Consider the following 25,270-nt stretch of genomic DNA (forward strand, 5'->3'; position numbering starts at 1 on the left):
AAGGATGCGCGTATTCTTTAAGATCGCTAAGGCGTTTCACTCAGCAATGAAACAGTAATATCTTAGCTAAATGAAATGCCTTTGCGAACGAAATTATTTTCAGGTCGGATTAAAAAACTTTGCAGTCTCAGCGTTAAAAGAAATTTACGTTATGCCATTGATTCCTACCCTGTTGAAATTTTAGCCATAACTGATTTTTTTAATTAAAATCCGGTTTCCGATCAATATCAGAAACCGGATTTGAAATACAATATGTTTTCAGATCAAGGCATTTTTACCTTCATCTTATTTTCTAGAATTCAAAAGTGTAAGAAAGGTTGAATGTTCTTCCTCTTCCTTTGTAATTAAACAGTTCCGGAAGTCCGTACGTAGAATACAATACCTGGGAACGCTTGCTCCAGATGGTTTGATAATCGGTATTAAACAGGTTCTGGATTCCCAGATTGAATTTTCCCCAGTTGAATCGGTATCCCATCATCAGGTCTGAAGTATTATAACCTTCCACAACATTATTAAGCTCGTCTTTCTGTTTGAAATTCTGCAAAGACTGGAATCTGAATGACCAGTTTTTAATGTTATATCCGATATACGTTACCAATTTTGAAGGAGAGGCATTGTAAATTTCCTGTTTCTGCCATTCTCCTTTATTATCTCCTTCAGATTTGATCAAAAGTCCGCTTGCTCCAAAATAAACTCCATTGTTTAGAGCGTAAGAAACCTCAGCTTCTATTCCCATGTTTCTTAATTTCAAATCATTCACAAGAATCTGGAAGGTCTTTTTATCAACGGCAACCGTTTTATCAGAATTACTCAGGAATCCCGCAATCTGAGCCTTTAATCCACCTCTGTTGATACGATACCCAACTTCAAACTGATTGGTTTTGATCGCCTGCAGAGGCTGCTCTTTTACATTGATGCTGGATACCACATCCCAATTTGTTCCCACCAGTTTATATTGCCCGATTCCATAAAACTTGGCTGGATCAGCTAAGCTTGCTCCCTGAGAAAATGTTCCCCAAATCTGATGCTGTTCATTGAATTTATACAACAATCCGGCATTGGCTAAGGTTACATTATAAGAACTTTCACCTCCCGGAATTGCAGATGCTGAGCTTCCATACCCCATCGCCATCTGTGTCTGCTGTTCTGAACCGACAAACTCATCCATTTTTACATTGATATGCTGATAACGGATTCCTGCATTCAGTTGTAATTTCGGCAGGATATTATATTTTGCCTGAACATATCCGGCATAACTCTGTGAGTGATTGGTTGGGTATCTTCCCAAACTATATTTGGTCTCGTTGACTAAGCCTCCGCTAGACATTGTTTTTCCAATATCATAAACAGATTGTGTTCCTTCAAACTTTTCAAAATCGAAATCGGCTCCATAGGTAACATTCAGTCCTCGCCATGATTTGGATAGTAAAGCTTTAATCCCAGAATAATAGGTATCCTGCTGCGAAGAGGACATATAAGGTATTTTTCCTGTCTGAAGGGTAACATTTCCAGGAAATGGGTAGAATCCTAATTTTTCACCACGGGTAGCCAATTGTACATACAAATCCTGCCCGCCTAAGATTCCGTTTGCATTATAAGCTACAGTTGCCATATAACGTTCTGTTCCTACATTTTTATCGGAAGAAAAGCCATCTCTCATTTCCAGCAATGAAGCATTTTTTGTAGTAAATGCACTCAGGTTTTCCCCTAAAAATAAACTTCGGTCACCATTAAATTTAGAATTGTAATACTGAAGGGAAGCTGTTATTTTATGTTTATTATTAAACTGATATCCTCCTGTAGCCAAAATGTCAATCGACTGGTTATACTGAAGGTCAGTCTGGGTAATATCTGTGAAGAGCTGTTTCTGATCGGCGCCATAGACACCACCATTCTGCTGATAAGCTACTCCCAATCTTCCGAAGAACTTATCCCCTTTGGCCGCAATAGACTGAGCTGCACGGAAATCATGGTCGTCTTTGCCCATAAATCCGGTACGCACTCCCAGTTCTGTCTCTCCACTGATTCCTTTTTTGGAAGGGATTTTTGTAATAATATTGATGATCCCACCAGTCGCATTACCTCCATAAATTGAGCTTGCTCCTGAAAGCACCTCTATTCTTTCAATATTAAAGGGATCAATAGCATCCAGCTGGCGGCTGATGGCACGGATGCTGTTCAGAGAAACACCATCGATCATCACAAGCGCAGAACGTCCTCTCATATTCTGCCCGTAATTGGTTCTTCCCTGTGGACCAATATCCATAGAAGGAATAAGAATCGACAACATTTCTTTGATGGGAACTCCGCTTTTAGCCTGTTCCTGAATCTTTTCTTTCTGTACTACCCACACTGTTCCCGGAACTTCAGAGATTTTTGTAGGTTTTCTGGAGGCTACAATCACCACATCTTCAATACCTTTAGAGGCAATAGAATCTTTAGCGGTCTGGGAAATCATCACTCCCGAAACCAAAAGACCTATGAATGCATACTGCTTTTTCATTCTTTCTACTTCAAAGTTTTATAATCTCACAAAGATAATCCTTATTTAGAAAGAATAAAAATAACAAAATGTATAATTTTAATTTTTTAAAGATGGAAGCTGGAAGAAGGGAGCTGGAAGTTATTGATGATCTGTAATCAATACAAGTTATAATAAATTCTTTTGGAGTAAAGGTTTGAAATAAAACAAATAGCTATAAACCGTCTTTCACTACGTCCCTCTTCCAGCATCCCTCTTCCCTACTAAAATGTAAAATCCCAGCCCAATGAAGGACCAGGATTTTACTAGTGAAAAACAAGGTATCTTTTATACTGCAGGCCCTGCAGCATCTTTTATGTCTTCTAATAATTTTTTTCTTTCTCGAAGTCTTCTTCTTGCAATGACAGATTTACCTCCAAGAACTCTTACAAATCTGAAATACTGAAAACGTTTGGCTCCAAAGTGATGGGTAGTAATATAAATCATCACTCCAAATCCAACTAAAATGATATATCCGAATATTTTTTTGGTCGCTACAATAATGGCATTCAACTGAATTGTTTTCATATTGGCAGCTACATTCTGAGGAGTAACGGTCATTCCATCCATATAAACGGCAAGATCTCCAATTGCTGTCACCTGAAATCGGTACTGAAACCAAGAATAGAGGGTTGAAAAAATTCCTACCGCAAGGAAAGTTCTCCAAACCAATACAAGTCCGATGGCAGCCAGCATCTCATCCATTTCAAGCTTATCCAGTGTATAAAACCATACGGAGATGAACAGAGAACACATTCCGTAACCTTTTAAAAACATAGGCAGATACCAGTTGTCATAACTGAACTCCAATACCATAGAAAAGTACATAATAATGGCATATCCAATCATTGCGGCAAAACCGGAAAGAATATACATTTTCAAAGGTTTTTCTTTTTTAAACCAGAAAATTGCAAGAATTCCGGCCAGAATAATTCCGGGAATCATAAGTAAACTCAGTCTGGTATTGGTCAATTGATCATATCCCAAAACTCCCACCGCAAAACTATTCTGTATAGAGGCTGTTCCAAGAAACATTCCCAACCAGAAAAGCATAAATAAACCGTGCTGTACGTTATTCTTTTTAAAAATTTTGAAAGAAATATACGGTCGTTTTAAGGTTAGCTGGCGGATAGAAAGCAATGCAAAACTTACAAAAGCAGCAATACTGGCATTCATGATATTCTTCGAATTGAACCAGTCCTGCTGTCTTCCAAAAGAATAAACGTATGCTGAAAACATGAACGTTGAAATGAAAAGCAAAATACTCAACCAGTCAATATAATGAAGAGGAACTTTTAACGCAAAATATTTATTGTGCATAAAAATCCAGTGTATCAATGCTAAAATAAAGCATAAAACTGCTGTAAACAGATAAAACTGCTGCCAGTTATAAACCAGGGCAAACTCTGCGGCATAATAAGTAGCCACCTGATTCATCACAAGAACGAATGTATAGAAAGCGCCATAAAACATACCACGGTTTCCAATCATAACCATGAGTGGCAGGAACAGCTCTATGGTGACCATCATCTTCATAAAACCAATGAGTAAAGAAGTAAATATGAAGATCAATGGCTGTAAAGTAGTTCCGTTCACATAGCTAAGCAGCCCTAAAAGTACCAGAAGCAAAACCATCTTATCCCTTACTTTGAATCTCATTTTGATTCTGAGGACAACAGGCATACAGGCTCCCATACCAATGGTGGTAGCATAATTGGCCCACATAAAATATTCTGTCATGGCGCCGGTACCACTTACCAGAGAACTGATATTCCCCGTATACACTCCACCGATAGGCATTACCACAGCAAGCAGTAATACAATCAGCAGCAGCTGTATGGGTTTCGGTACCCAATTGTTATATAATCCTTTATTGTACATGTTTTTTTAGGTAATAGATTTCAGATATCAGATAGCAGACTTTCAACATTCAACCTAGGTTTTCCATACGAACATGGTCTGAAATCTGATATCTTCCGTCTTTTAGTCTTTATTAGTATTCACATTCATATTCATTCCGGCGCTCAGTTTATCCAGATCTTCTTTTTTATTGGAAGCTGTAAACTCTATTCTCACCGGTATTCTCTGCTGTACTTTAATAAAATTTCCGGTAGAGTTATCCGTTGGTACACTTGAATATCTTGATCCGGTAGCCGCAGAAACCGCTGTTACCACACCTTCGAATTGTTTACCTCCTAAAGCATCTGCTGTCATCGAAATTTTTTCTCCAATTTTGATATTGGGCATCTGGCTTTCCAGGAAGTTGGCCGTTACCCATTTCTGACCATTCAGTACGATGGTTGCCACCTGTTGCCCCGGCTGGATCAACTGACCTTCGGAGATGGTTCTTCTTCCCATTACTCCATCATAAGGTGCGGTGATCACCGTATACGAAAGGTTGATTTTTGCCATATCCAGAGCAGATTTTGTTCTTTTAATTTCAGCATCATTGATTCCCAGCTTACTTTTCACTTCAGTTGTAGAAAGGTTTGCAGATTGTTTTTGATTTACCAGGGTTTCATAAGCCGCCTTTTGAGCATCATATTCTGTTTTTACCTGATCATATTGCTGTCTTGTTACTGCCTCGGCCGTCAAAAGATTTTTATATCGGTTTAAATTCTGTTCAGCATTCCATAATCTGGCTTTTGCTCCCGCAATATTAGACTGCATCACATTGATATTGTTGGAAACAGTATTCACGGAAGAACTTGTTGCTGTTTTTTGAGCCATCGCATTCTGATATGCTGCTTCTGCCTGTCCCAGCTGGGTAAGAATTTCACGTTCGTCAAGGATAACCAGTGTATCTCCTTTTTTTACATGCTGATGTTCAATAAACTTAATTTCTTTGATATAAGCAGAAACCCTTGTATTAACAGGATTGATAAATTCTTCTACCTGTGCAGCTTCTGTATAGGTTTTGCTGCCAATATGGAAATATTCACGTATTAACCAGAACAATCCGAAACCGATCACCAAAAAAACGATGATATTGGAAATAATAGCTCTGATTTTATTGGTTTTATTTTTCTTTTTCTTGTTTTCTACAGCAGATGCTGCTTGAGTTGATGTAGTATCTTGAGTAGTTTGTCCCTTGTTTTCCATTGTGTTGATTTTCAGTGTTAAAAATTAAAGTGTTCCTGTAGATTTCAAAAGGTTGTAATACTGATACAAAACATTGATCTCAGCATTGGCATAATCGAGTTCTGACTGCAGTTTCTGGTTCTGTGCATCAATCATTTCTGCCTGTACAGCCAGTTGATTCAGATACTTGGCTTCTGTAATCTTGTAGTTTTCTTCTGCCAGCCTTTTGGAATCATTAAGAATATCTGCCTGCTGAATGGCTTCCTGATATTTTGTATAGGCTGCATTCACTCCCATATCTACATTCTGCTGTACCAGAGTCATTGCATCATTCGCCTGGTTCTTTTGCAGCTCTCCTAATTTTACTTTTTCTTTCGTTTTATACAGCGTATCTATGTTATAACTCAAAGAAACCCCTGTCTGCCATCCTCCTGAATACATATCCAACACAGGATTTCTGGTTGTAATCGGTCTTTGCAGCGTATATCCTCCAAATCCAGCCAGTGTAGGTGCATTATCCGTTTTGATGATCTCAATATTTTTATCTGCAACCGCAATATTTTTTTGGGCAGACTTCAACAATGGATTGCTTTCATGGGCAAGATCTGTATAGTATTCCATGCCTATTCCGGATTCTTTGTTTTCTAAACTTTCTGTAGGAATAATTTCCGTGTCAGAAGATAGACCTAAAGCAATATTCAGGTTATAATTAAGGATTTTTTTATTGTTTGAAAGAGTAAGAATCCCCTGATCCAGATTTTTGATGGCCAATTCTCCACGAATCACTTCGTTTCTGGTTACCATTCCCTGCTGATAGAATTTCTGGATATTTTTAAGACGTTCCTGAGCCAGCTTCTTATTATTCTGAAATACCTCTTCCTGATTGATGATCTTATAGACATCCAGATAATTGGAAATTACTAAAAATTTCACATCCTGCTTATTTTTCTCAAGATCCAGTTCAGAAAGCTGCTCACGAAGTCCTGCCATTTCGATAGACTTATTCACCAATCCCCCCTTAAAGATCAGCTGTGTAGCCTGTACCGCATAGGAACTTCCATAATGTGGCATCGGAACATTTGTAGAATTTGAAAAATCTTTATCGATGGCAACTGCATCTCCTAGATAGAACTGGCTTGTAGAAGCCGTAATCGTAGGAAGTTTCTGAAGTTTAACAACATTCGTGTTTTGCTTTGCAATACCGATGTTCTGTGCAGACACTTTGAGCTGCTGATGGTTCTGAACAGCGAGTTCCGCTACCTCACCTGCGGTCATCTGCTTAATCTGTTGTGAAAAAAACAGCGCAGGAAAAGCTGCTATCAATACAGATAGTGCTGTTTTTATTTTCTTTGTCATTTTACCTTGTTTTACAGATGCAAAGTTAGGTCAACAACAAAATCAATCAAATGTTTGATTTTTGGAAAAAGATGTTCAAATGTAAGATTTTAGTTTTCAAACTGATGTCTGTACTGTGTAGGGCTAACCTCCAGATGCTTCTTAAAAAAGTGAGAAAATGAGTATTGATCGCTAAATCCGAGAATAGAAGAAACCTCTGAAACCGGTTTACTGGAAGAGTTTAAGAGTACCTTTGCCTCATTGATCACAATTAAAGCAATGATTTGGCTTGCAGACTTTCCTGTAATTGTCTTCACTACTGCAGAAAGATGTCTGGTTGTAATTGATTGTCGTTCGGCATAAAACTCAACAGTTCTTTCTGTAAGATGATGTTCCGAAAGATCGGTGAGAAATACAAATACAATTTCTTCCTGTCTGGACATCTGGTTCATAGAACTGTTATCTTCCTTGGAAATGATTCCTGCCATCTGGTAGCAAAAAACAGAGAAAAGATGCTCTACCATTTCTTTCTTGTAAAGCATTTCCGTATCAGAATCCAGGATATATTTCAGGAAATTAACACTTTTCCAGACCACTTCCATTTCGTCTTCAGGGAAAGGAACTCCTTTATTCATCTGCTGCCTGAAATACCGGTAAGTAATCAAACGGTTAAACTTCAATGATAAGGCCGAAATAAATCCTCTTTTATAAGAAACCATCCTAGACTGAAAATCGTCTGTCACAGAAACCACTTCATAAATAGTTTGCGGATCGGTTACCATAAACATATTGGCGGAAACTTCAAGATCACTGAAATGCTGACGCAGTTTTATCGTTCCTGATTTAATAAATATAAATGCAGGATTATCAGGACGGAAAGGCTTGTCGACAGCAATTCTCTCGAAAATATTTTTTTCCGTAAAAATATCAACTCCGAATTTTTCTAGGGCAGACATAAGACAAATGTAAGCAATCTTACCAGTGATTACAAAATTTTATTATTTTAGCATTCATCCAATTTCCCTTCAGCATGAGAAAGGTCGATTTATTATTTGCCGAATACAGTAAAAGTCACAGAAATGCGACCAACAAGCTTATTCACTGGATTTGTGTACCCTTAATTTTCTGGACAATTCTAGGTTTTGCATCCCTGATTCCCTCCCCTCATTTCTGCGCTTCCTACTTCGGATGTGCCAGTATCATAAGCATTATTGCTATTATTCTGATCACGCTGTTCTATATAAGACTGTCTTTTCGGATCGCCATTGTGATGATTGTAGTAATGCTTATTATGGAGCATTTTATCTATCTCACCAATATCAATGTCGGAAGACAATCATGGATGGTTTACCTTAGTGTATTTATTATCACCTGGATTTTTCAGTTTATAGGTCATAAAATTGAAGGAAAAAAACCTTCTTTCCTTAAAGATCTGCAGTTTCTTCTGATAGGACCAATATGGCTTCTAGGTTTTATTCTGAAAAAAACAGGAATCAAATATTAATCCTCCAGAGCATATACAGCAAAACTTGCCAGCCAGTGGTCTCCTCCATAATTTCCCTGGAAAAGCAAAGGCAGTCCATTGGCAAGAAATACGTCAGCCGTTTTCCTGAAATCCTTTTTCAAGGGATGATTGGCAGGAAGAGCATTTGAAATTCCTTTCATACACCATGCTTTGGAAAAAGAAAGTCCTACCAGGTGAACCGTCTGATAATCGCTAAGATCACTTACTACAGGAATTTTTTCAACATTCTCCAGGCTTCTTTTTTCATAAAAAGCATTCAGCCACTGTACAAATTCTTTTTGAGGGAGAACTCTTCGCATCAAATCTGCAATTTCAAGACTTGGCGAAAAGAAATCTGACCCGTCCGGTTCAAGATAAGCAGGTGTTTTCTGATCTTTTAAGAAAAAGTATTTCGCCTTTTCCATCAGCTGTTTTTCAAACTCTTTATCTTTATTGGCTCTTGCCCAATCTATGGCAAATGCCATTGCAAATGCCGTATTAGGATGAACTCCGGTTCTGTTCGGATAGGTTTGTTTTGGAAGATATGTTTTCCATGACTTCAGAATCTGATCAGTGAGCGGTTTCAGGTTTTCATGCCATATTTTAGCTTTTGGATGATCCCAGTTGGTCAGTTCTTCGTCCAGTTTTAAGATCCATGCCCAGCCGTAAGTTCTCTCAAAAGTTCCTGTAAGCTGATATTTTGTAAAATAATCTGCTTCTGTCTGCAGTTTTTCCTTCTGAAAAGATTCATCTAAAATTTTTTCAATCTCTCTAGCACGAGAAAGATTAGGTTTTGTTTTCAAAAGTCTTGTCAGCATCCAATGTCCATGAACAGAGCTATGCCAATCAAAACACCCATAAAAACTAGGGTGAAGATCTTTGGGAGTCAGAGGAACTTCGCCAGCATTATTGATAATATGGGCTGTTTTATTTGGATATTCCTGATTGATACAGTGAAGAGGCTTGTCGGACAATTTCATGGCCATTTCGTCTGTAAGTTTTGGAGCTTCCTGGGCATACATCAGAAATGGTGAAAATACAAATGCTAAAAGACTTTTTTTCATGAATTAAAAATAGAGATAATTTATCAGTCTCAGCAATTTTTCAGCCCGGTTTTAAAGCCATCTTATTATTTTTTGATCTGCTCTTACGTTTTATTTCATTTTAATTTTTTAACAATTTTAAAATATGAACATTTTTAAGCACACTTTTTGATCATATCCACAAAAAACTAACCCATGAAAAATATTATTCTCATTTTATCAGGACTTATTCTTATTAATTGTAATAAATCAGGAGTGGCAAAACAGGAAGTTAAAGCTGATCTGATGGAAGTTATCACTGAAGATCATGCATCTGCTGCTGTGGCTGTACCTCCACCTCCACCCCTTGCTGTTTCAGAGAAACTGCTTCCCGATGAAAATATATCTAACAAAGATCTGTACAACACAAAGAAAACAGATACCATCTCCAAAAAAATCATCAAAAACGGAGATATGAAAATTCAGGTTGGTGATATTAAAAAAGCACAGAGTCAGGTCAATGAAATCATAAAGAAAAATAATGCCTATATCCAGAAAGAAGAGTTTCAAAATACGGACATGGATGATAACCTTACCCTGATCATCAGAGTTCCTCATAAAAATTTCGATGCTCTTGTCAGTTCATTTTCAGACGGAGTAGGCTCGGTTTTATCCAAAAATATTTCATCCAATGATGTCACGGAAGAGTACACTGATATATCGATAAAACTGGCCAATAAAAAAATCTATCTTGAAAAGTATCGTAATATGCTCAAAAGTGCTGCTACCACAAAGGATATGCTGGAAATTCAGGAAAATATCCGAGAGCTGGAAGATGAGATTGATGTTGCTGAAGGCAGACTTCGTTTTATTGATGACCGTGTAAATTACAGCACTTTAACGCTCAACTTATACAAAGAGAAAGTAAGAAGCTCAGCCACCTCAAAAATCGGTTTTGGAAGTCGGTTTATGGATTCTCTGACAGAAGGCTGGAACAGTTTTGTAAGCTTCCTCCTGGGATTGGTTTCGCTATGGCCGTTCTTTTTGCTTATTCCCGTTATGGTTTTCCTTTGGAGAAAATGGAAATCAGGAAAAAAAAATAAAAATTAATCTGTTAAAAATCCGGGCATCTCTGATGCCCGGATTTTCACTGCATTATCAACAATTTATACTGTTTCCAGTATAGGCTTTAATAACAAGAATAGTGCAATAATCTTGTTAAGAGCTGTTAAATATTTTTGAAAAAAGAAATTGTCTCAAAAGTCAAACAATTTGTATTTTGTCATTCTGACGAAGGAAGAACTTTATTTGTAATTTGTAATATGAGATTCTTCACTCCATTTCATTCAGAATGATACTTTTGAGACCACCTTTTTGTTTATTATTTTCTGATTGTTTTAATGATACTGCGTCCATCTTTGTAAAGAATTTTTACAAAATATATTCCAGACTGAAGGCGGCTGATATTCATATTGTTCTGCCCAGGATTCATGAAAGTCATGATCTGAAGTCCCTGAGGAGTAATGACATCTACTCTGCTTATTTTACTGTAAGCGCTTTCAGGTATGAAACTGATCAGATGGTCAGATACAACTATTGAAAAACCAGCTTCTTTATTGGTAAGCCCGGCAGTACAGCCTGTTCCTTCATTACAGTCACTTACCACCTTCCAGACCGCATTACTTCCCGGTGCTTCTCCCGGATTTGCATACCATTTGTTTTCCCAGATTTTACAGGCATGAAAAACCTTTGTTCCTGCTGCTGGATAAGTTTTTACCGGATTATATTCCTGTGCTCCACAATAGGTCACCGGCCCGCCCGATTCACAGCCAGGACCTTCGGCACAAGCACTTACTTCCTCCCATACCATATTTGTTCCTGGCAGTTCTCCCGGATTCGCATACCAATTATTTTTCCAGATTTTACAGGAGTAAAAAACTTTCACTCCAGCTGTAGGATATGCATTAGCAGCATTGTACTGCTCTGCTCCACAATACAACTGACCATTACCAGGTGTTACTTTCTTTGTTCTGACTTTTAATTCATTACTCATATCAGAAAGCTGATCATTCACAGCAACAGATCTTACCGTATAACGATATTCTGTATCTTGTGCCAAACCTGTCCTTGAAAAGCTTGTTTGAACAGTTTCTCCTACTTTAATCCCATTTTCAAATACATGATAATTTTTAACGCCTTGGGTATGGGTTGAGGCCACCCACATCAGGGAAACAGAATTTTCAGTAACTCCCATTGAATGAAGATTTGATGGCGCTGTGGGTTTTTCAGGAATACCTTCACTGTTCGTTTTCACACTGAGCGGAGCACTCTTCCCTGATGTAAGTCCTGAAGAACCTTTGGCCTGTATTTCATAAGTATAAACTGTATTAGCCGTTAACCCCGTATCTTCAAACTGAGCTCCATTCACTTGCTGCAGACTTTGTCCGTTGCGGAACACAATATAAGATACGGCATCTGACTGTGGCGTCCAGCTAATTTTAGCAGAGGAACCGGTAACTCCCAACTGCGTTAACCCTGTAGGAGTGGCTGGTGCCGAAACTCCTGTTCCTGAGGTTACGTTCACATCAATAACATTATAAAATGCATTGGTAGTATCTGCTACATCCCAGACTGCTAAAATAATATGATAGCCTGTACGATTAGCAGGAACTGTAATCTGATGAGAAACATTATCCTGTGGTGGGGTTCCATTATGCATAACTGTACCAATGAGCTCAAGATTCTGACGGGTAAGCGGCTGATTGGGATTCCAACCCTGCTTGGTCATATAATAATGCCATTTTGCCGTCGCATGATAAGCTGTATATTTCCAGATAAACGCATTTATACCGGTAGTGATATTGGTTTTCTTCCACCGGTTAGCATTTTGGATATCCAGGGTAGTATCTCCTCCTATACTTCCATTAGCGGACGCAATCTTTCCATCCGCAGGCCCAAACGCAGGAAAGCCTTTTGGAGCTTCCAGAGAAGCGGGTTCATTAATTACAGATCCATAGATTCCAAATGCGGCAGAATAACCCAATGCAGCCTTATCCAGGCTTCCCTGATATCCTCGTGAGGCAGGACTCATTACATATCCATGTGCGGATACATGAATTAAAGAAGGTACCAGTATGGCCAGCATCAGCAATACCGGAAAAAAAATTTTACGTGTCATCATATTTTAATATTTTGGTGTTGATTGGGCTGAATTGATTGTAAGCAAAACGGAACTTACATCATCAATAATTCAAAAAATACAAGCGATATTTACCTGCAGCGTTTAAAACAATTCAATTATAATATGTATAATAAAAAGCCAAACTATATAAAACGACATCATGAATATTATTAATTACATTAAAATTGTAAAATTCATAATGCGTTATATTTAAATATAAAATTAGGGTATTTTATATTACAAAAATATATAAATCCCATGATAATTATCACTAACAGTTGAAATATTTTTAGTTAAAATTATTCATGAATAAATGAAAGGACAAAAAAAAGAGGAGTTTACAAATCCTATTTATAATATTCCAGACGATTTTAAATAAAAAAGAAAAGGCCATGAAATATTCACAGCCTTTTTCTATTTTCTCAATGTCTCGTCCTAACATAGCGTTACACAAAAAAAGTAATTTTATGGAATCATTTCACAATCAGTATGTAAAACGTAGCCAAAAGGATTACAGCGTCTCCTTTAAATTGGCGGTAGTAAAAGAAGTAGAGAGTGGCAGTATTGGCAATCGTGCAGCAATGCGTAAGTATGGTATTCAAGGTCACGGCACTATAACGGAATGGCGAAGAAAATATGGTACCTTTGATATAGACAACCGCTCCCAACATAAAGCTATGCAAACACCTGAACAAAAGATTAAAGAGCTGGAAGAGAAGTTAAAACGTCTGGAACGTCATAACGAATATCTTGAAACCCGTTTAATGGAATCGGAAGACAAAGCCGCTATTTTGGATAAATTGATAGACCTGGCGGAGGAAGAATATTTGATTTCGGTAAGAAAAAACTCCTTTCCCGATCAATCCAGCATCTCAGCAAAGAAACAAAAAAAACGATAAGTTATCTTTGTAGATTGGTCGGGATCAACCGACAGCACTATTATCGAAGCTTTTGGCTTAGAGATCAAAAACAAGCCCGGGCTGACCAAGTGATTACACTGGTCAATAACCTGCGTTTGATGATGCCTCGTGTGGGTACAAGAAAGATCTATCATATGCTGGCGGACTCTCTGCATACATTACATGTGGGACGAGATAAACTTTTCAGCATACTCAGAGCCAATCATATGCTCATAAAACCCAAAAGAAACTATCGAATAACCACCAATTCCCATCATCGATTCAGAAAGCATAAGAATCTAATAGAAAATATGCCATTGGAACAGCCGGAACAAGTATGGGTTTCAGATATCACTTATATTGGAGGGCGAGACAGGAATTGCTATCTGGCTTTGGTTACAGATGCTTATTCTAAGAAAATAATGGGATATGATCTTTCTAATAGTTTGGCAACTGAGGGATCTCTGCGGGCCCTGAATATGGCTATAAAGAGAAGAAATTATAAAAAAAGCTTAATTCATCATTCCGACAGAGGGTTACAATATTGCAGTCATGTTTATCAAAAAATATTGAAAAAGAAAAATATCAGACCCTCAATGACTGAAAGCTATGATCCTTATGCAAATGCTATTGCAGAAAGAGTAAACGGAATACTCAAGCAAGAGTTCTTATTAGAAGATTATCAGGTAAATATACAGACAATGAAGCTATTGGTAGAAGATGCAGTTCACATTTATAATACCAAAAGACCACATTGGTCGTGTTATATGAAAACACCGGAGCAGATGCACAAACAAAATAGTGTAAAAATAAGAACGTATAAAAACAAATATAGTTGTCGGGAAAACCCAACAACTATATAATAAATATTAGTATTTTTATCCTATTAATATGTAACGCTTATTTAGGACTAGTCACAACAGCTCTCATACTTATTATCAAGCTACAGGAGTATAGTTTATTTCCCCAGTACAAATACCGCAGGAATTTTATGCAGTTCCGGCTTTTGTTTTTGCCAGTCTTTTATTGATTTTGTTTTGATGAACTCATGTTCCGGATCGTTGATATTGGCAGCGATACAAAGCTTTGTATTCGGCGATAAAAATTTACACAGATCTTCAAAAAGCTGATTATTCCTGTACGGTGTTTCCATGAAAATCTGTGAATATCCGGTTTTCTGAACAAGCCCTTCAAGGTTCATGATCTGTTTCTTTTTCTCTCCTTTATCAATTGGAAGATAACCATGAAAAGTAAATTCCTGCCCGTTGAATCCACTGGAAATTAAAGCCAGAATAATGGATGAAGGCCCTGAAATTGGGATCACTCTGATGTTTTTCTCATGACACCATTTTACAATCAGGTTTCCGGGATCTGCAATACAAGGCAATCCGGCTTCCGACAGCAATCCGAAGTCCTGCCCTTTCATCATCAGTTCCTGAGCTTCCTTGATATCTGCATTTTCAGTGTATTTATCCAATAAGAACAACTTCAGATCGGCCTGTTTTTTTTCAGGAGCAAAAAATTTCACAACCTTTCGCGCTGTTTTCTCATTTTCCACAAAGAAATAATCTGTTTGCATGATATAATCCTTCAAAACAGGCGAAAAATGATTGATAGAGGTATTTTCTGATAAGTAAGCAGGGAGTAAAAAAAGCATTGTATTATTTTTTAGTTCTTTCGTTAAGTGTAGGTTGAGGGAAGTATTTTGTAAGGTCCATGGAAAAAGTAACAGAAGTAATTTTCCAGGTTCCGTTGATCTTCATAAGTGTCCAGATTTCTTTTCCCCAGTTTTCCATTTTGCCATCGTACCAAAAGCTGTAATCGAAATTGGCAGAAGCAACAGCTCCATCTTCCACTATCTTAATATTGTCAAATTTTTCTTCAGATTTATCATCTTTAAAACTTTTGATAAAAGCTTTATAATCATCTGCAAAATAGTAATCAGCCTTAGGATTTTTCTCCAGACGCTTAGCCTGTGTTCGGTCTTTGTATATGCCGGTCCAAAGCACAGGTTCCTGGAATAAAGAAAGATATTTGACCTCGTCTCTGGATTTAATACATCCCATAAAGTCATCCATAACTTTACGGATTTCTGTTTCATCTTTGGTTTGAGCGAAAGACAAACTATAGCTAAAAACAAACAGTAACAGCAGTTTCTTCATGGTTATTATTTTGATATTTGGTTTCTGATTGCGTTGCATCCTTTATCCAAAAGCTGGTAAACCATTTCAAAATCTTTTATATCTCCCCAATAAGGATCCGGAACCTCAGCATTTTTGTGGTCTCCCAATACTTCTAAAAACAATGATACTTTCTGCCGTTCTTCTTCATTTTTAGTTTTAGAAACTACATCCCCGAGTACATCAATATCCATGCAGTAGATTTTATCAAAGGTTTCAAAATCTTTTCTGGTGATAGGTCTTGATCTCTGTTTTGATATATCAATATCGTGATTAGCAGCAGTTTTAATGGCTCTTTTGTCAGGATGTTCTCCTTCATGCATGGAAATGGTTCCGGCTGAATCTACCGTATAATGATCCGGCAGTTTTGCTTTCATAATTCCTTCTGCCAGTGGGCTTCTGCATATATTCCCCAGACAAACCATTAATATTTTCATATTCTATGTATTTAAAAAGAGTCTTTTATCACGACAAAACTAAATAAAAAATGAAGAATAAAACTATCCTTCATTTTAATTTATTTAAGCTCAATGCTATTTATTGTTTGATTCTTTCCGTAAGATCTTTTACGTACTTCTTGATTTCTTTATCAATTTTAGAAACATCTTTGATGGTATCACAAGCATACATTACTGTAGAGTGATCTTTTCCTCCCATTTCTTCACCAATTTTGGTAAATGTAGAATTAGTGAATTCTTTCGAGAAGTACATCGCAAGCTGTCTTGGCAAAGCAATTTCTCTTTTTCTTGTTTTAGAAAGCAACTGCTCTTTTTTGATTCCGAAATAATCACATACCACTTCCTGAATGTAAGGAATATTGATGATCTTTTTCTGGTTGGCTGCAATTCTGTTGATAGTCTCCTTAAGCAATTCAAGACTAAGGTCTCTCTTATATACTGTAGAGTAAGCGATTACCGAGTTAATTACTCCGATAAGTTCTCTTACATTGGTTTTCGTTTCCACAGCAAGGAAGTCAAGCATATCTCCCGGAAGAACAATTCCGTCTCTGCTTAATTTATCTTCGATAATCTGTCTTCTTGTGGACAGATCCGGTGATTTGATTTCTGCAGAAAGTCCCCATTTGAAACGGGAAACAATCCTGTCCTGAATATCCATAATATCTGCCGGTGCTTTATCGGAAGTAAGGATAATCTGTTTTCCATTCTGATGCAGGTGATCAAAAATATGGAAGAAACTGTCCTGAGTAGCTGATTTTCCAGACAGGAACTGAATATCATCAATAATCAGTACATCTACCATTTGATAGAAATTCGCAAACTCAGTTTGTTTATGTGCTTTGGCAGCAGAGATAAACTGCTGGATAAATTTTTCAGAAGACAGATAAAGAACTACTTTATCCGGAAACTGGTTTTTTACTTCAAGACCAACCGCTTGTCCTAAGTGTGTTTTTCCAACTCCATAACCTCCATATAAAAATAATGGGTTGAAAGCTGTTGCACCAGGTCTTTTTGCAATAGATCTTGCCACAGTTGCTGCAAATTTATTGCTTTCACCTTCTACATAACTATCAAAAGAATAGTCAGGCTTCAGGTTAGAATCTATATTTACTTTTCTAATTCCAGGAACTACAAACGGGTTTACAATATTAGCAGAAAAACCTTGTGGCATTGTTTCCTGTGTTTTCGGAGTAGGAACGCTTTGTCCCTTGATGTTCATGGTAACAGGTTTTTCTTCACCTTTTGGTCTGTTTTCCATTACAGAATACCATAATTTCACTCCTTTTCCAATATTTTTCTTCAGGGCAGCGGAAAGCAAGGACAGATAATTGTCCTCTATATATTCCTTGTAAAAATCGCTCGGTACGATCAACGTAAGGTTGTTGGCCACCAATGAAAGCGGCTGAACCTTATCGAATAGCATATCGAAAGATTTTTCAAGTTTTTTAAGGTCAGAATTGTCTTCAGCAGCGTTGAGGTTATCGCGCATAAACTGAAGGCATTTCTGCCATATCATCATTAAATTGTCATCCATTTTTTAAGCCCCGATTATTCTTTGTTTGTACTGTGTTTAGAAGGAAGACAAAGGTCCAATTTTTTCTTTTCAAAAAAAAATATTGCAGGTATTGATTATTTAAAAATATATTTGTATGTATAATTTAACACGTAAAATGATACACACAACACACTCAATACGAGTACGTTACGCAGAAACAGACCCAATGAAATATGTATACTACGGAAACTATGCAACGTACTTCGAAGTAGCGAGAGTTGAACTCTTCAGAAGCATAGGAATTTCATACGATGAAATTGAAAACCAAGGAATTTGGCTGCCCGTTTCCGACTATAAAATTAAATATATCCGCCCAGCTTTATATGATCAAAAATTAGAAATTCATACGTATGTAAAAAAAATTCCGGGTGTAAGAATTGAATTTGAATATGAAATTTACAATGAAGAGCATATTAAAATAACAGAAGCTTCCACTACTCTATTCTTTTTGGATGCAAAAACCAACAAAGTCATCAAGTGTCCGGAATTCCTGATGGAAATGATTGAGAAGAGTTGGAAGGAGGGGTGATAGGTAGTAGATATCAGGTAGCAGGAATTAGGGATTAGGGAGATATCCTGTAAAATATTGATGAAAGGCCATTGATGCCAATGGTGAATTTTGCTTCGCAGGTGAAAGGTGAATTTTTTAACGCAATTAAGATATTTATCTCTACTTACCCAATAACAAAAGAAACCAGCAACAAAAAGAAACTAGCAACAAAAGAAACCAGCAACTCTCAACCCGTTAACAAAACAAACCCGCAACACGCACTCTATTTATGAATTAATTCGCACCTTTGTACCTTTATTTTAATCATCCCTTATATTATATATTATGAAGATTGCATTTTTGGGACCTCATGCCAGTTTTACACAGCTTGCCGCTGCCCAACTATTTCCCAATGAAGAGTTATTACCACAAGCCAGTATTCTGGATTGTTTTAATGCTGTTGAAAACGGAGAAGCGGTAAAAGCGGTTGTACCTTTGGAAAACTCTATTGAAGGAACCGTATCTATGACGCTGGACTATTTATATAAGACTCCGTCCATTAAAATAGAAGCAGAAGCAGTAATGCCTATTGCCCATCACCTGATGATTCATCCGGAAAACGCCATAGAGAATATTGAAAAAATATACTCTCACCCGCAGGCGCTTGCACAGAGCTTTCATTTTCTGGATACTCACTATAAAGAGATTCCGAAACAGGATTTCTCTTCAACTGCCGCTGCCGCTAAATTTGTTTCTGAGAATCCTGACACTCCTATTGCAGCAGTAGCCAATCAGTTTGCCGCCAATTTGTATGGTTTAAAAATCATCAACCGTAATATTCAGGATTTTGAACAGAACCACACCCGATTTATCATCATTTCCAAGGAACAGAATACATATCAGAATGATCAACTGGAAACACTGGGCGAAAAATCAGGAATGCTGATCACCCTTCCTGAAGACCATCCTGGTGGACTGCATCAGGTTTTATCTGTTTTTGCGTGGAGAAAAATGAATCTCAGTAAAATTGAATCCAGAACTTTAAAGACCGGATTGGGAAATTATTTCTTCTTCATCAATGTTGAAGGTCCATGGAAAGAGGTCTTGCATGAAAACGCACTAAAAGAACTGGAATCCCTCAATGCCAATGTTGATTTTCTTGGTAATTATAAAGAATTTCTTCTGGAGAGCTAGAAAAAATCAATAAACCTATACAAAAAACACCGCCGTTTAGGCGGTGTTTTTTCGTTTCTGCTCTTAAAAACACAAAATTCAAAAAAAAATCTACCTAAATAACCACACAACAATTCCCTTTGTTTAAACAAAAAATAACCCACACTACAGAGAGAATTATCTTTTTATAAAGCACTAATAAACAACACGTTAAATAAAAAGTAAATATAATAAGTCGTAATTAAATTATGCATAAATATCAATCAAAATATAAACATATGTTTAAATATATTACATCATATTAACGTTAAAATTGCAAATATCACAATGTGGAGTATAATTTTTATTGTATATTTGCTTAGCAACTAATTAAAAATCTTGATCATGAAAACTAAACTTTACAGCTTAATGTTAGCCTGTGCAACGTTACCATTATTCTCACAAGTCGGTATCAATACAGCTACTCCATCTGCAACTTTAGATGTTAACGGAACGATGAAAGTTCGTGATACCCCTGCAGCTACAGCGCTACCCGGATATCAAGTTTTAGCAATTAACCAGGGAACCACTCAGGTTTATAGTGTTGATCCAGCGCTATTAATAGCAGCATCAGGAACGAATACTTCTGTATATGCCGCGAAAAAAACAACGGGCATCAGTCTTCTGAGCGTAGGAGCTTTCCCAGCATCTTTCCAGCCTGTCAACTTTTTAGCAGCCGACCGAAACATTGGTAGCTCCGCTTTATTTTCAGATAGCGATGGTGCTTATAATATCCCATCAACCGGTGTATATGCTGTGGGATTTGCATTCAGATATGGAACAGGATTGCAGGCATCCCTATTATCAGGAACTCCGGGAATCGGTATCGCAAGAACCAGAACAGGAGTATCAACAATAATAGACAGCCGCCCTTTCAGTGGGGTTAACCTTGCATTGGCAGTTAACTTAACACTTTCTGATTCCAGCATCCACTCTTTGTATTCATTCCAGGCAGGTGACAAAGTATCATTCGGACTTACCGATGCCGGTGTTTTCACTGTAGGATTATTGGGATCCAGTATTGCATCATTCTACATTTACAAAGTATCAAACTAGTAAAAACATATTGTTAGTTATCTATACCATTTAACCCATCGCTTATACCGTGATGGGTTAATTTTTTAAATGAGCATATCAAACATTTCTTTATATTTGATAAAAACTAATGAAATGAATGAATTTGTTGCTGTCATACTCCTTATAATCATCTTCATTATTTTCAACAACCTGAACACCAAAATCAGAAAGCTTGAAAAGGAGATCTCTGATCTTAATAATAAAATCAATAATACTTCTCCGGCTCCAACTGAAGCCACTCATAAGAAAACACCAACGGAAGAAGCACCTACACCACAGCAGGTACAAACTCAACAGGTTTATCATGAAGAGGCAAAGCATCATGAAGATAATGAAAAGACCTCAACACCAGTTCAAAAAGACTGGCATACTCCTGTTCTTGATTTTTTAAAACAAAATGCACTTACCATCATTGGTATTTTCACCCTCGTTCTTGGAATTGGTTATTTTGTGAAATATGCTATCGATAAAAACTGGATTGGAGAAACCGCAAGAGCAGGAATCGGTTTCTGTACCGGAGCAGGAATTATCATAACCGGACATTTTCTGAGAAAAAATTACCAAGCCTTCTCTTCCATCATTACAGGAGGTGGAATTACCGTCTTATATTTTACAGCCACCATTGCCTTTCGTGAATATCATCTGTTTACCCAAAACACCGCCTTTGTCATAACTGCGCTGATTACCGCAGCCTCTATCATCTTATCCTATTATTATAAGAGTGAAGTATTGATTATTTTTTCCCTTATAGGCGGTTTTACAGCTCCTCTGATGATCAGTACAGGACAAAGCAATTATGTTTTCCTTTTTATTTATATTACTCTTTTAAATACCGGAATGCTGGCAGCCTCTTTTCTGAAGCACTGGAAAAGTGTGGGATGGACCGCTTATATTTTTACAACAGGCTATCTTTTCTTCTGGACCGATGAAAGTCCCGAACTTTTAAGCATTACTTTTTATCTGATCAGCTATGTGATTTTCTACATTTTTGCCCTGCACGACTATTTCAGAAAAAGCATACTTTCAACCTCTGATATTTTAATACTCGCCCTCTCAAATTTATCGAGTATTTTAGGACTGCTTTATATTTTTGATACCCTAAAATATGAACCTCCGATTATTTTTCCTCTTATTTTTGCTGCTTTAAATTCCATCCTTCTGTTTAGGGAATATACCCGCAAAAACTTTGGGGTTGCTTATTCTGTATTCGCAGGGCTTGTTACCAGTCTTATAACCATTGCGATTGCTATTCAGTTTAAAACCCATCTCATCACCAGTATTTGGGCAATAGAAGCTACTCTCCTTCTTTTTATATGGAAAAAAACAGGTCATAGGATTTTTAAAATTTTCTTTTACATTCTGTTTCCATTAGTTATGATCGCACAACTTGTAACCTGGACAGAGTATTTTGGGACAAAAGATTTCAATATTATATTCAATCCTCCGTTTATTACCAGTTCGTTTACCATAGTTTCCATCATGATTAATTTATATTTATTAAGGAATACGGCAAAAGAACTACAAGGGAAAGCCAATAACATTGTTGAAGATCTTATTACGGTCATCAGCTACGGAGTTATTTATATTACTTTCCTTCTTGAAATCACGTATCACATTTCGGAAATGCCATGGTCCGCGATTACCAGCGTGGGACTTTTATTCAGTATTTATTATATTTTCATCTTATTACTTTTCAGAAAACCGCTGAATATCAGAAATGACATTCAGACTCTCCTGATTTATTTGTTTTTTTTCCTGCTGATTATTAATACATCCGTTTCTACACCTCCCGTCATCACAGCTATTTTAACAAAAAAATTACATATAAGCTTTTATTTTTTACATCTGATACAATGGATACCTTTTATCTATATAGGTTATAAAATCATTCCTTCTTCTGTGTTTCACAAACAACAGATTTCATACTGGATACTGTCTTTGACACTTATCATCTCTGTAAGTTATGAACTGCACCATTCTTATATTGTAATGGTTTCCCATAGCCTTGCCCAGTCTTATGAAGCAAGTGAACATTTTAATATTCTTTATCTTCCTATTATATGGACAATTCTTGCCAGTATTTTTATTTATAATGGTTTGAAAAAAGATATTCAGGAATATAACAAAATTGGTTTTGCACTGATAGGGCTCATGGTATTAAAACTTTATGGTTATGATGTATGGCAAATGGACAATATTTCAAGAATCAGCGCATTCATTGTACTCGGAATTATTTTATTATTGAGTTCTTTCACTTTCCAGCGCCTGAAAAATATGATCAAAAATATGATGGATAAAAAAGACAAAACTGAAGAAAGCGCAGACTGATAATCAGGGTAAAAGTTTTTATTTCTAAATAAAATTTAAAACAATTCAAGATTTTATTCAAATTTTATAAAAAATAACTATATTTATCACGTTTTTAACAGTTACATATTCTGATTATGAAAAAATTACTCTATTCTTTTTTAATACTATCCTCCGCTACTTTATTTGCACAGCAAAAAAATCCTGCTGTGAAGTTTGCAGTGGCTGACAACGCTATTGGAACAGTAGAATTGTTCAATACAAGAAAGAACGTATTGCAGGTTTCAAAAGTATACAATACTCCGGCAAGCCTTCCGCAAAGTTTTAAAAAATACAGTTCTGTTTTTACAAAAGGGTTAACTGAATATAAATTCAAAAACGGAGAAAATATATTTGACAGAATGCCATTATCTGACATCAATGTACAATATAATATCCCGGCAAATAATCCTGTATTTATTGATGGGTATGAATTTACAGACACAAGTACCGTAATTTATCCTGAAATCAAGAAAAGAACGGAAACAAAAGATTACAATGGTAAGAAAACATTATTTATTTACACTACCGAAAATTAATACCATAAAAAAGGATGCTTACAACAGCATCCTTTTAATTTTAATATTTATTGTTCCACTTTTTCTTAAGCTCTTCATAAATTTTCTTTTCTGTAGAATTATTACCAGGTTCATACAGTTTCACATTCCTGATTTCTTCCGGAAGGAAATCCTGTTCTACAAAGTTCCCTTCATAAGAATGGGCATATTTATATTCTTTTCCGTAATCCAGATCTTTCATGAGTTTTGTTGGGGCATTCCTCAAATGAAGTGGCACAGGCAGATTTCCTGTTTGTTTCACTAAAGCCAGCGCTTCATTGATAGCCATATATGCTGAATTACTTTTGGGAGAAACCGCCAGATATACGGCCGTTTCACTTAATATAATCCTTGCTTCAGGGTTCCCGATTACATTAATCGCCTGAAAACAATTATTGGCAACCACCAAAGCGTTTGGATTAGCCAGCCCCACATCCTCAGCTGCCAGAATAAGCATTCTTCTTGCAATAAACTTGATATCTTCACCTCCTGCTATCATTCTCGCCAGCCAGTACACCGCTCCGTTCGGATCACCACCACGCATCGATTTGATAAAGGCTGAAATAATATCATAATGCTGCTCTCCGTTTTTATCATACAGTGCCATAGTCTCCTGAAGGACTTCAAGAACATCTGAATTAAGAATTTCCTTTGTATCAGAGTTTTTAAATTGATTCAAAACCAATTCTACAGAATTAATAAGTTTTCTGGCGTCCCCACCGGAATATTGAATGAAAGCTTCTTTTTCAAGGATGGTAAAATCTGTTCCTTCATCTTTATTGTATCTTTCAGAAGCAATATCGATCAATTCTTCAAGCTTTTCGTAACTCAAAGCCTTTAAAATATACACCTGACTTCTTGAAAGCAAAGCCGAAACCACTTCAAAGCTTGGATTCTCTGTAGTGGCTCCAATCAAAACAATCCAGCCTTTTTCTACTGCATGCAGTAATGAATCCTGCTGAGACTTATTAAACCTGTGAATTTCATCAATAAATAGAATCGGTGATTTTCCTGAAAACAGATTCTGCTTTTTGGCATCCTCGATCACATCACGCACCTCTTTCACCCCTGAAGAAACCGCAGACAGTTTATAGAATTTTCTCCCCGACTGCTCCGAGACAATTTCAGCCAGCGTAGTTTTCCCGGTTCCCGGAGGTCCCCAGAATATCAGTGAATTCAAGGTGTTGTTTTCAATCATTTTTCGGATTGTTCCCTTGTCTCCGGTAAGGTGCTCCTGCCCCAATACATCATTCAGGGTTTTGGGTCTTAATTTTTCAGCTAATGGAATATTTTGGTTCAAAGTAATTCTATTTTTTAAGATCAAAGTTCCGGATTTCTGATCTCCGAAACTTATAACAAATTTAAACTAATTTTCATTTTTTTACCCTATTTTTGCATTGTTTTGAAACTTACATTCCATAAAATCATTACATTTCCACTGGTAATTCTGATCAAATTTTACCAATGGTTCATCTCGCCCTTACTTCCCAAAAACTGCCGCTACGAACCTACCTGCTCTCACTATATGATTGAGTCGCTCCAGGTACATGGTGTCTTTAAAGGCTTCTGGCTGGGATTTAAAAGGATTTTAAGATGCCACCCATGGGGAGGAAGCGGTTATGACCCTGTTCCACCCAAACATAAATGTTAATAATCAAACTATTAAATCAATAGAAAAATGAATACTATCTTTTTCAGAATCTATCTTGTGCTGTTTGCGTTTACAACGCAGCTTTTTTTTGCACAGGAATACCCTGGAGGTTTATCTGACGGGACTTTAGATATCAATGGAAGCAATGTTCCTGTAAAAATCTATTCTACTACGGAAATGGGAGATCTTACGGCTTTTCCG

General features: G+C 36.8%; 22 protein-coding genes. 10 read left to right on the top strand and 12 right to left on the bottom strand.

Annotated features, from left to right (window positions below; genetic code table 11):
* Positions 1-292 precede the first annotated feature (292 nt).
* The 5 genes from JOE44_RS08385 to JOE44_RS08405 all read right to left on the bottom strand — a co-directional run bounded on the left by JOE44_RS08385 (position 293) and on the right by JOE44_RS08405 (position 7,893).
* Positions 293-2,503, bottom strand: coding sequence for a TonB-dependent receptor (locus JOE44_RS08385; protein ID WP_209785193.1), 2,211 nt, complete (start codon positions 2,501-2,503; stop codon positions 293-295).
* A 306-nt stretch (positions 2,504-2,809) separates the two neighbouring features.
* Positions 2,810-4,402, bottom strand: coding sequence for an MFS transporter (locus tag JOE44_RS08390; RefSeq protein ID WP_209785194.1), 1,593 nt, complete (start codon positions 4,400-4,402; stop codon positions 2,810-2,812).
* Positions 4,403-4,504: 102 nt separating this feature from the next.
* Positions 4,505-5,623, bottom strand: a complete 1,119-nt coding sequence (locus tag JOE44_RS08395; RefSeq protein WP_209785195.1) for an HlyD family secretion protein — start codon at positions 5,621-5,623, stop codon at positions 4,505-4,507.
* Positions 5,624-5,647: 24 nt separating this feature from the next.
* A complete protein-coding gene (locus JOE44_RS08400; RefSeq protein WP_209785196.1) occupies positions 5,648-6,958 on the bottom strand; it encodes a TolC family protein in 1,311 nt (436 codons plus the stop codon).
* An 89-nt stretch (positions 6,959-7,047) separates the two neighbouring features.
* A complete protein-coding gene (locus tag JOE44_RS08405) occupies positions 7,048-7,893 on the bottom strand; it encodes an AraC family transcriptional regulator (protein ID WP_209785197.1) in 846 nt (281 codons plus the stop codon).
* Between the two features lie 74 nt (positions 7,894-7,967).
* Between JOE44_RS08405 and JOE44_RS08410 the strand changes: the two genes are divergently transcribed.
* Positions 7,968-8,441: an Mpo1-like protein gene (locus JOE44_RS08410; protein ID WP_209785198.1), complete on the top strand. Its 474-nt coding sequence runs from the start codon at positions 7,968-7,970 to the stop codon at positions 8,439-8,441.
* On the opposite strand, the gene JOE44_RS08415 is transcribed toward JOE44_RS08410, so the two are convergent.
* Entirely contained in the window at positions 8,438-9,505 is a 1,068-nt protein-coding gene (locus tag JOE44_RS08415; RefSeq protein ID WP_209785199.1) for a DUF2891 domain-containing protein, read from the bottom strand. The genes JOE44_RS08410 and JOE44_RS08415 overlap by 4 nt on opposite strands.
* Before the next feature lie 174 nt (positions 9,506-9,679).
* On the opposite strand from JOE44_RS08415, the gene JOE44_RS08420 reads away from it, so the two are divergent.
* A complete protein-coding gene (locus JOE44_RS08420; protein ID WP_209785200.1) occupies positions 9,680-10,573 on the top strand; it encodes a DUF4349 domain-containing protein in 894 nt (297 codons plus the stop codon).
* A 271-nt stretch (positions 10,574-10,844) separates the two neighbouring features.
* Here the strand turns inward: JOE44_RS08420 and JOE44_RS08425 are convergent, their stop codons facing one another.
* Positions 10,845-12,644, bottom strand: coding sequence for a lytic polysaccharide monooxygenase (locus tag JOE44_RS08425; protein WP_209785201.1), 1,800 nt, complete (start codon positions 12,642-12,644; stop codon positions 10,845-10,847).
* A 392-nt stretch (positions 12,645-13,036) separates the two neighbouring features.
* Between JOE44_RS08425 and JOE44_RS08430 the strand changes: the two genes are divergently transcribed.
* Positions 13,037-13,543: a transposase gene (locus tag JOE44_RS08430; RefSeq protein WP_209785202.1), complete on the top strand. Its 507-nt coding sequence runs from the start codon at positions 13,037-13,039 to the stop codon at positions 13,541-13,543.
* A 14-nt stretch (positions 13,544-13,557) separates the two neighbouring features.
* A complete protein-coding gene (locus tag JOE44_RS08435) occupies positions 13,558-14,406 on the top strand; it encodes an IS3 family transposase (RefSeq protein ID WP_209785203.1) in 849 nt (282 codons plus the stop codon).
* 95 nt (positions 14,407-14,501) lie between these two features.
* On the opposite strand, the gene JOE44_RS08440 is transcribed toward JOE44_RS08435, so the two are convergent.
* The 4 genes from JOE44_RS08440 to dnaA all read right to left on the bottom strand — a co-directional run bounded on the left by JOE44_RS08440 (position 14,502) and on the right by dnaA (position 17,715).
* Positions 14,502-15,200, bottom strand: a complete 699-nt coding sequence (locus JOE44_RS08440; RefSeq protein WP_209785204.1) for an SAM-dependent methyltransferase — start codon at positions 15,198-15,200, stop codon at positions 14,502-14,504.
* Between the two features lie 4 nt (positions 15,201-15,204).
* Positions 15,205-15,705: a nuclear transport factor 2 family protein gene (locus tag JOE44_RS08445; protein ID WP_209785205.1), complete on the bottom strand. Its 501-nt coding sequence runs from the start codon at positions 15,703-15,705 to the stop codon at positions 15,205-15,207.
* Positions 15,706-15,710: 5 nt separating this feature from the next.
* Positions 15,711-16,160: a low molecular weight protein-tyrosine-phosphatase gene (locus JOE44_RS08450; protein ID WP_209785206.1), complete on the bottom strand. Its 450-nt coding sequence runs from the start codon at positions 16,158-16,160 to the stop codon at positions 15,711-15,713.
* A gap of 100 nt (positions 16,161-16,260) precedes the next feature.
* On the bottom strand, positions 16,261-17,715 hold the full coding sequence (gene dnaA, locus JOE44_RS08455; RefSeq protein ID WP_047376841.1) for a chromosomal replication initiator protein DnaA: 1,455 nt from the start codon (positions 17,713-17,715) through the stop codon (positions 16,261-16,263).
* 136 nt (positions 17,716-17,851) lie between these two features.
* On the opposite strand from dnaA, the gene JOE44_RS08460 reads away from it, so the two are divergent.
* From JOE44_RS08460 to JOE44_RS08480, 5 genes are all read left to right on the top strand, one after another.
* Complete coding sequence (locus JOE44_RS08460; RefSeq protein WP_209789135.1) at positions 17,852-18,265, top strand: thioesterase family protein; 414 nt, start codon at positions 17,852-17,854, stop codon at positions 18,263-18,265.
* Positions 18,266-18,571: 306 nt separating this feature from the next.
* A complete protein-coding gene (gene pheA, locus JOE44_RS08465; RefSeq protein ID WP_209785207.1) occupies positions 18,572-19,420 on the top strand; it encodes a prephenate dehydratase in 849 nt (282 codons plus the stop codon).
* Between the two features lie 363 nt (positions 19,421-19,783).
* Positions 19,784-20,494 (top strand): hypothetical protein, encoded by a 711-nt coding sequence (locus JOE44_RS08470; RefSeq protein ID WP_209785208.1) that lies wholly within the window; start codon positions 19,784-19,786, stop codon positions 20,492-20,494.
* Positions 20,495-20,608: 114 nt separating this feature from the next.
* Entirely contained in the window at positions 20,609-22,843 is a 2,235-nt protein-coding gene (locus JOE44_RS08475) for a DUF2339 domain-containing protein (protein WP_209785209.1), read from the top strand.
* A 116-nt stretch (positions 22,844-22,959) separates the two neighbouring features.
* Complete coding sequence (locus JOE44_RS08480) at positions 22,960-23,400, top strand: hypothetical protein (RefSeq protein WP_209785210.1); 441 nt, start codon at positions 22,960-22,962, stop codon at positions 23,398-23,400.
* A gap of 40 nt (positions 23,401-23,440) precedes the next feature.
* Here JOE44_RS08480 and JOE44_RS08485 read toward each other — a convergent pair whose 3' ends face one another.
* Positions 23,441-24,718 (bottom strand): replication-associated recombination protein A, encoded by a 1,278-nt coding sequence (locus JOE44_RS08485; protein ID WP_209785211.1) that lies wholly within the window; start codon positions 24,716-24,718, stop codon positions 23,441-23,443.
* A gap of 102 nt (positions 24,719-24,820) precedes the next feature.
* Between JOE44_RS08485 and yidD the strand changes: the two genes are divergently transcribed.
* Positions 24,821-25,069: a membrane protein insertion efficiency factor YidD gene (gene yidD, locus JOE44_RS08490; RefSeq protein ID WP_209785212.1), complete on the top strand. Its 249-nt coding sequence runs from the start codon at positions 24,821-24,823 to the stop codon at positions 25,067-25,069.
* The last annotated feature ends 201 nt before the right edge of the window (positions 25,070-25,270 follow it).

It is taken from the genome of Chryseobacterium sp. PvR013, from assembly GCF_017833095.1.
GTDB classification, from domain to species: domain Bacteria; phylum Bacteroidota; class Bacteroidia; order Flavobacteriales; family Weeksellaceae; genus Chryseobacterium; species Chryseobacterium culicis_A.

Excerpts from the sequence above, each read along its gene's own strand:
- JOE44_RS08440 (WP_209785204.1), bottom strand. The coding sequence starts at position 15,200 with ATGCTTTTTTTACTCCCTGCTTACTTATCAGAAAATACCTCTATCAAT.
- JOE44_RS08405 (WP_209785197.1), bottom strand. The coding sequence starts at position 7,893 with ATGTCTGCCCTAGAAAAATTCGGAGTTGATATTTTTACGGAAAAAAAT.
- JOE44_RS08415 (WP_209785199.1), bottom strand. The coding sequence starts at position 9,505 with ATGAAAAAAAGTCTTTTAGCATTTGTATTTTCACCATTTCTGATGTAT.
- pheA (WP_209785207.1), top strand. The coding sequence starts at position 18,572 with ATGAAGATTGCATTTTTGGGACCTCATGCCAGTTTTACACAGCTTGCC.
- JOE44_RS08445 (WP_209785205.1), bottom strand. The coding sequence starts at position 15,705 with ATGAAGAAACTGCTGTTACTGTTTGTTTTTAGCTATAGTTTGTCTTTC.
- JOE44_RS08450 (WP_209785206.1), bottom strand. The coding sequence starts at position 16,160 with ATGAAAATATTAATGGTTTGTCTGGGGAATATATGCAGAAGCCCACTG.
- JOE44_RS08480 (WP_209785210.1), top strand. The coding sequence starts at position 22,960 with ATGAAAAAATTACTCTATTCTTTTTTAATACTATCCTCCGCTACTTTA.
- JOE44_RS08400 (WP_209785196.1), bottom strand. The coding sequence starts at position 6,958 with ATGACAAAGAAAATAAAAACAGCACTATCTGTATTGATAGCAGCTTTT.
- JOE44_RS08430 (WP_209785202.1), top strand. The coding sequence starts at position 13,037 with ATGAAATATTCACAGCCTTTTTCTATTTTCTCAATGTCTCGTCCTAAC.
- JOE44_RS08475 (WP_209785209.1), top strand. The coding sequence starts at position 20,609 with ATGAATGAATTTGTTGCTGTCATACTCCTTATAATCATCTTCATTATT.
- JOE44_RS08410 (WP_209785198.1), top strand. The coding sequence starts at position 7,968 with ATGAGAAAGGTCGATTTATTATTTGCCGAATACAGTAAAAGTCACAGA.
- JOE44_RS08390 (WP_209785194.1), bottom strand. The coding sequence starts at position 4,402 with ATGTACAATAAAGGATTATATAACAATTGGGTACCGAAACCCATACAG.
- dnaA (WP_047376841.1), bottom strand. The coding sequence starts at position 17,715 with ATGGATGACAATTTAATGATGATATGGCAGAAATGCCTTCAGTTTATG.
- JOE44_RS08425 (WP_209785201.1), bottom strand. The coding sequence starts at position 12,644 with ATGATGACACGTAAAATTTTTTTTCCGGTATTGCTGATGCTGGCCATA.
- JOE44_RS08385 (WP_209785193.1), bottom strand. The coding sequence starts at position 2,503 with ATGAAAAAGCAGTATGCATTCATAGGTCTTTTGGTTTCGGGAGTGATG.
- JOE44_RS08460 (WP_209789135.1), top strand. The coding sequence starts at position 17,852 with ATGATACACACAACACACTCAATACGAGTACGTTACGCAGAAACAGAC.
- JOE44_RS08395 (WP_209785195.1), bottom strand. The coding sequence starts at position 5,623 with ATGGAAAACAAGGGACAAACTACTCAAGATACTACATCAACTCAAGCA.
- JOE44_RS08420 (WP_209785200.1), top strand. The coding sequence starts at position 9,680 with ATGAAAAATATTATTCTCATTTTATCAGGACTTATTCTTATTAATTGT.
- JOE44_RS08470 (WP_209785208.1), top strand. The coding sequence starts at position 19,784 with ATGAAAACTAAACTTTACAGCTTAATGTTAGCCTGTGCAACGTTACCA.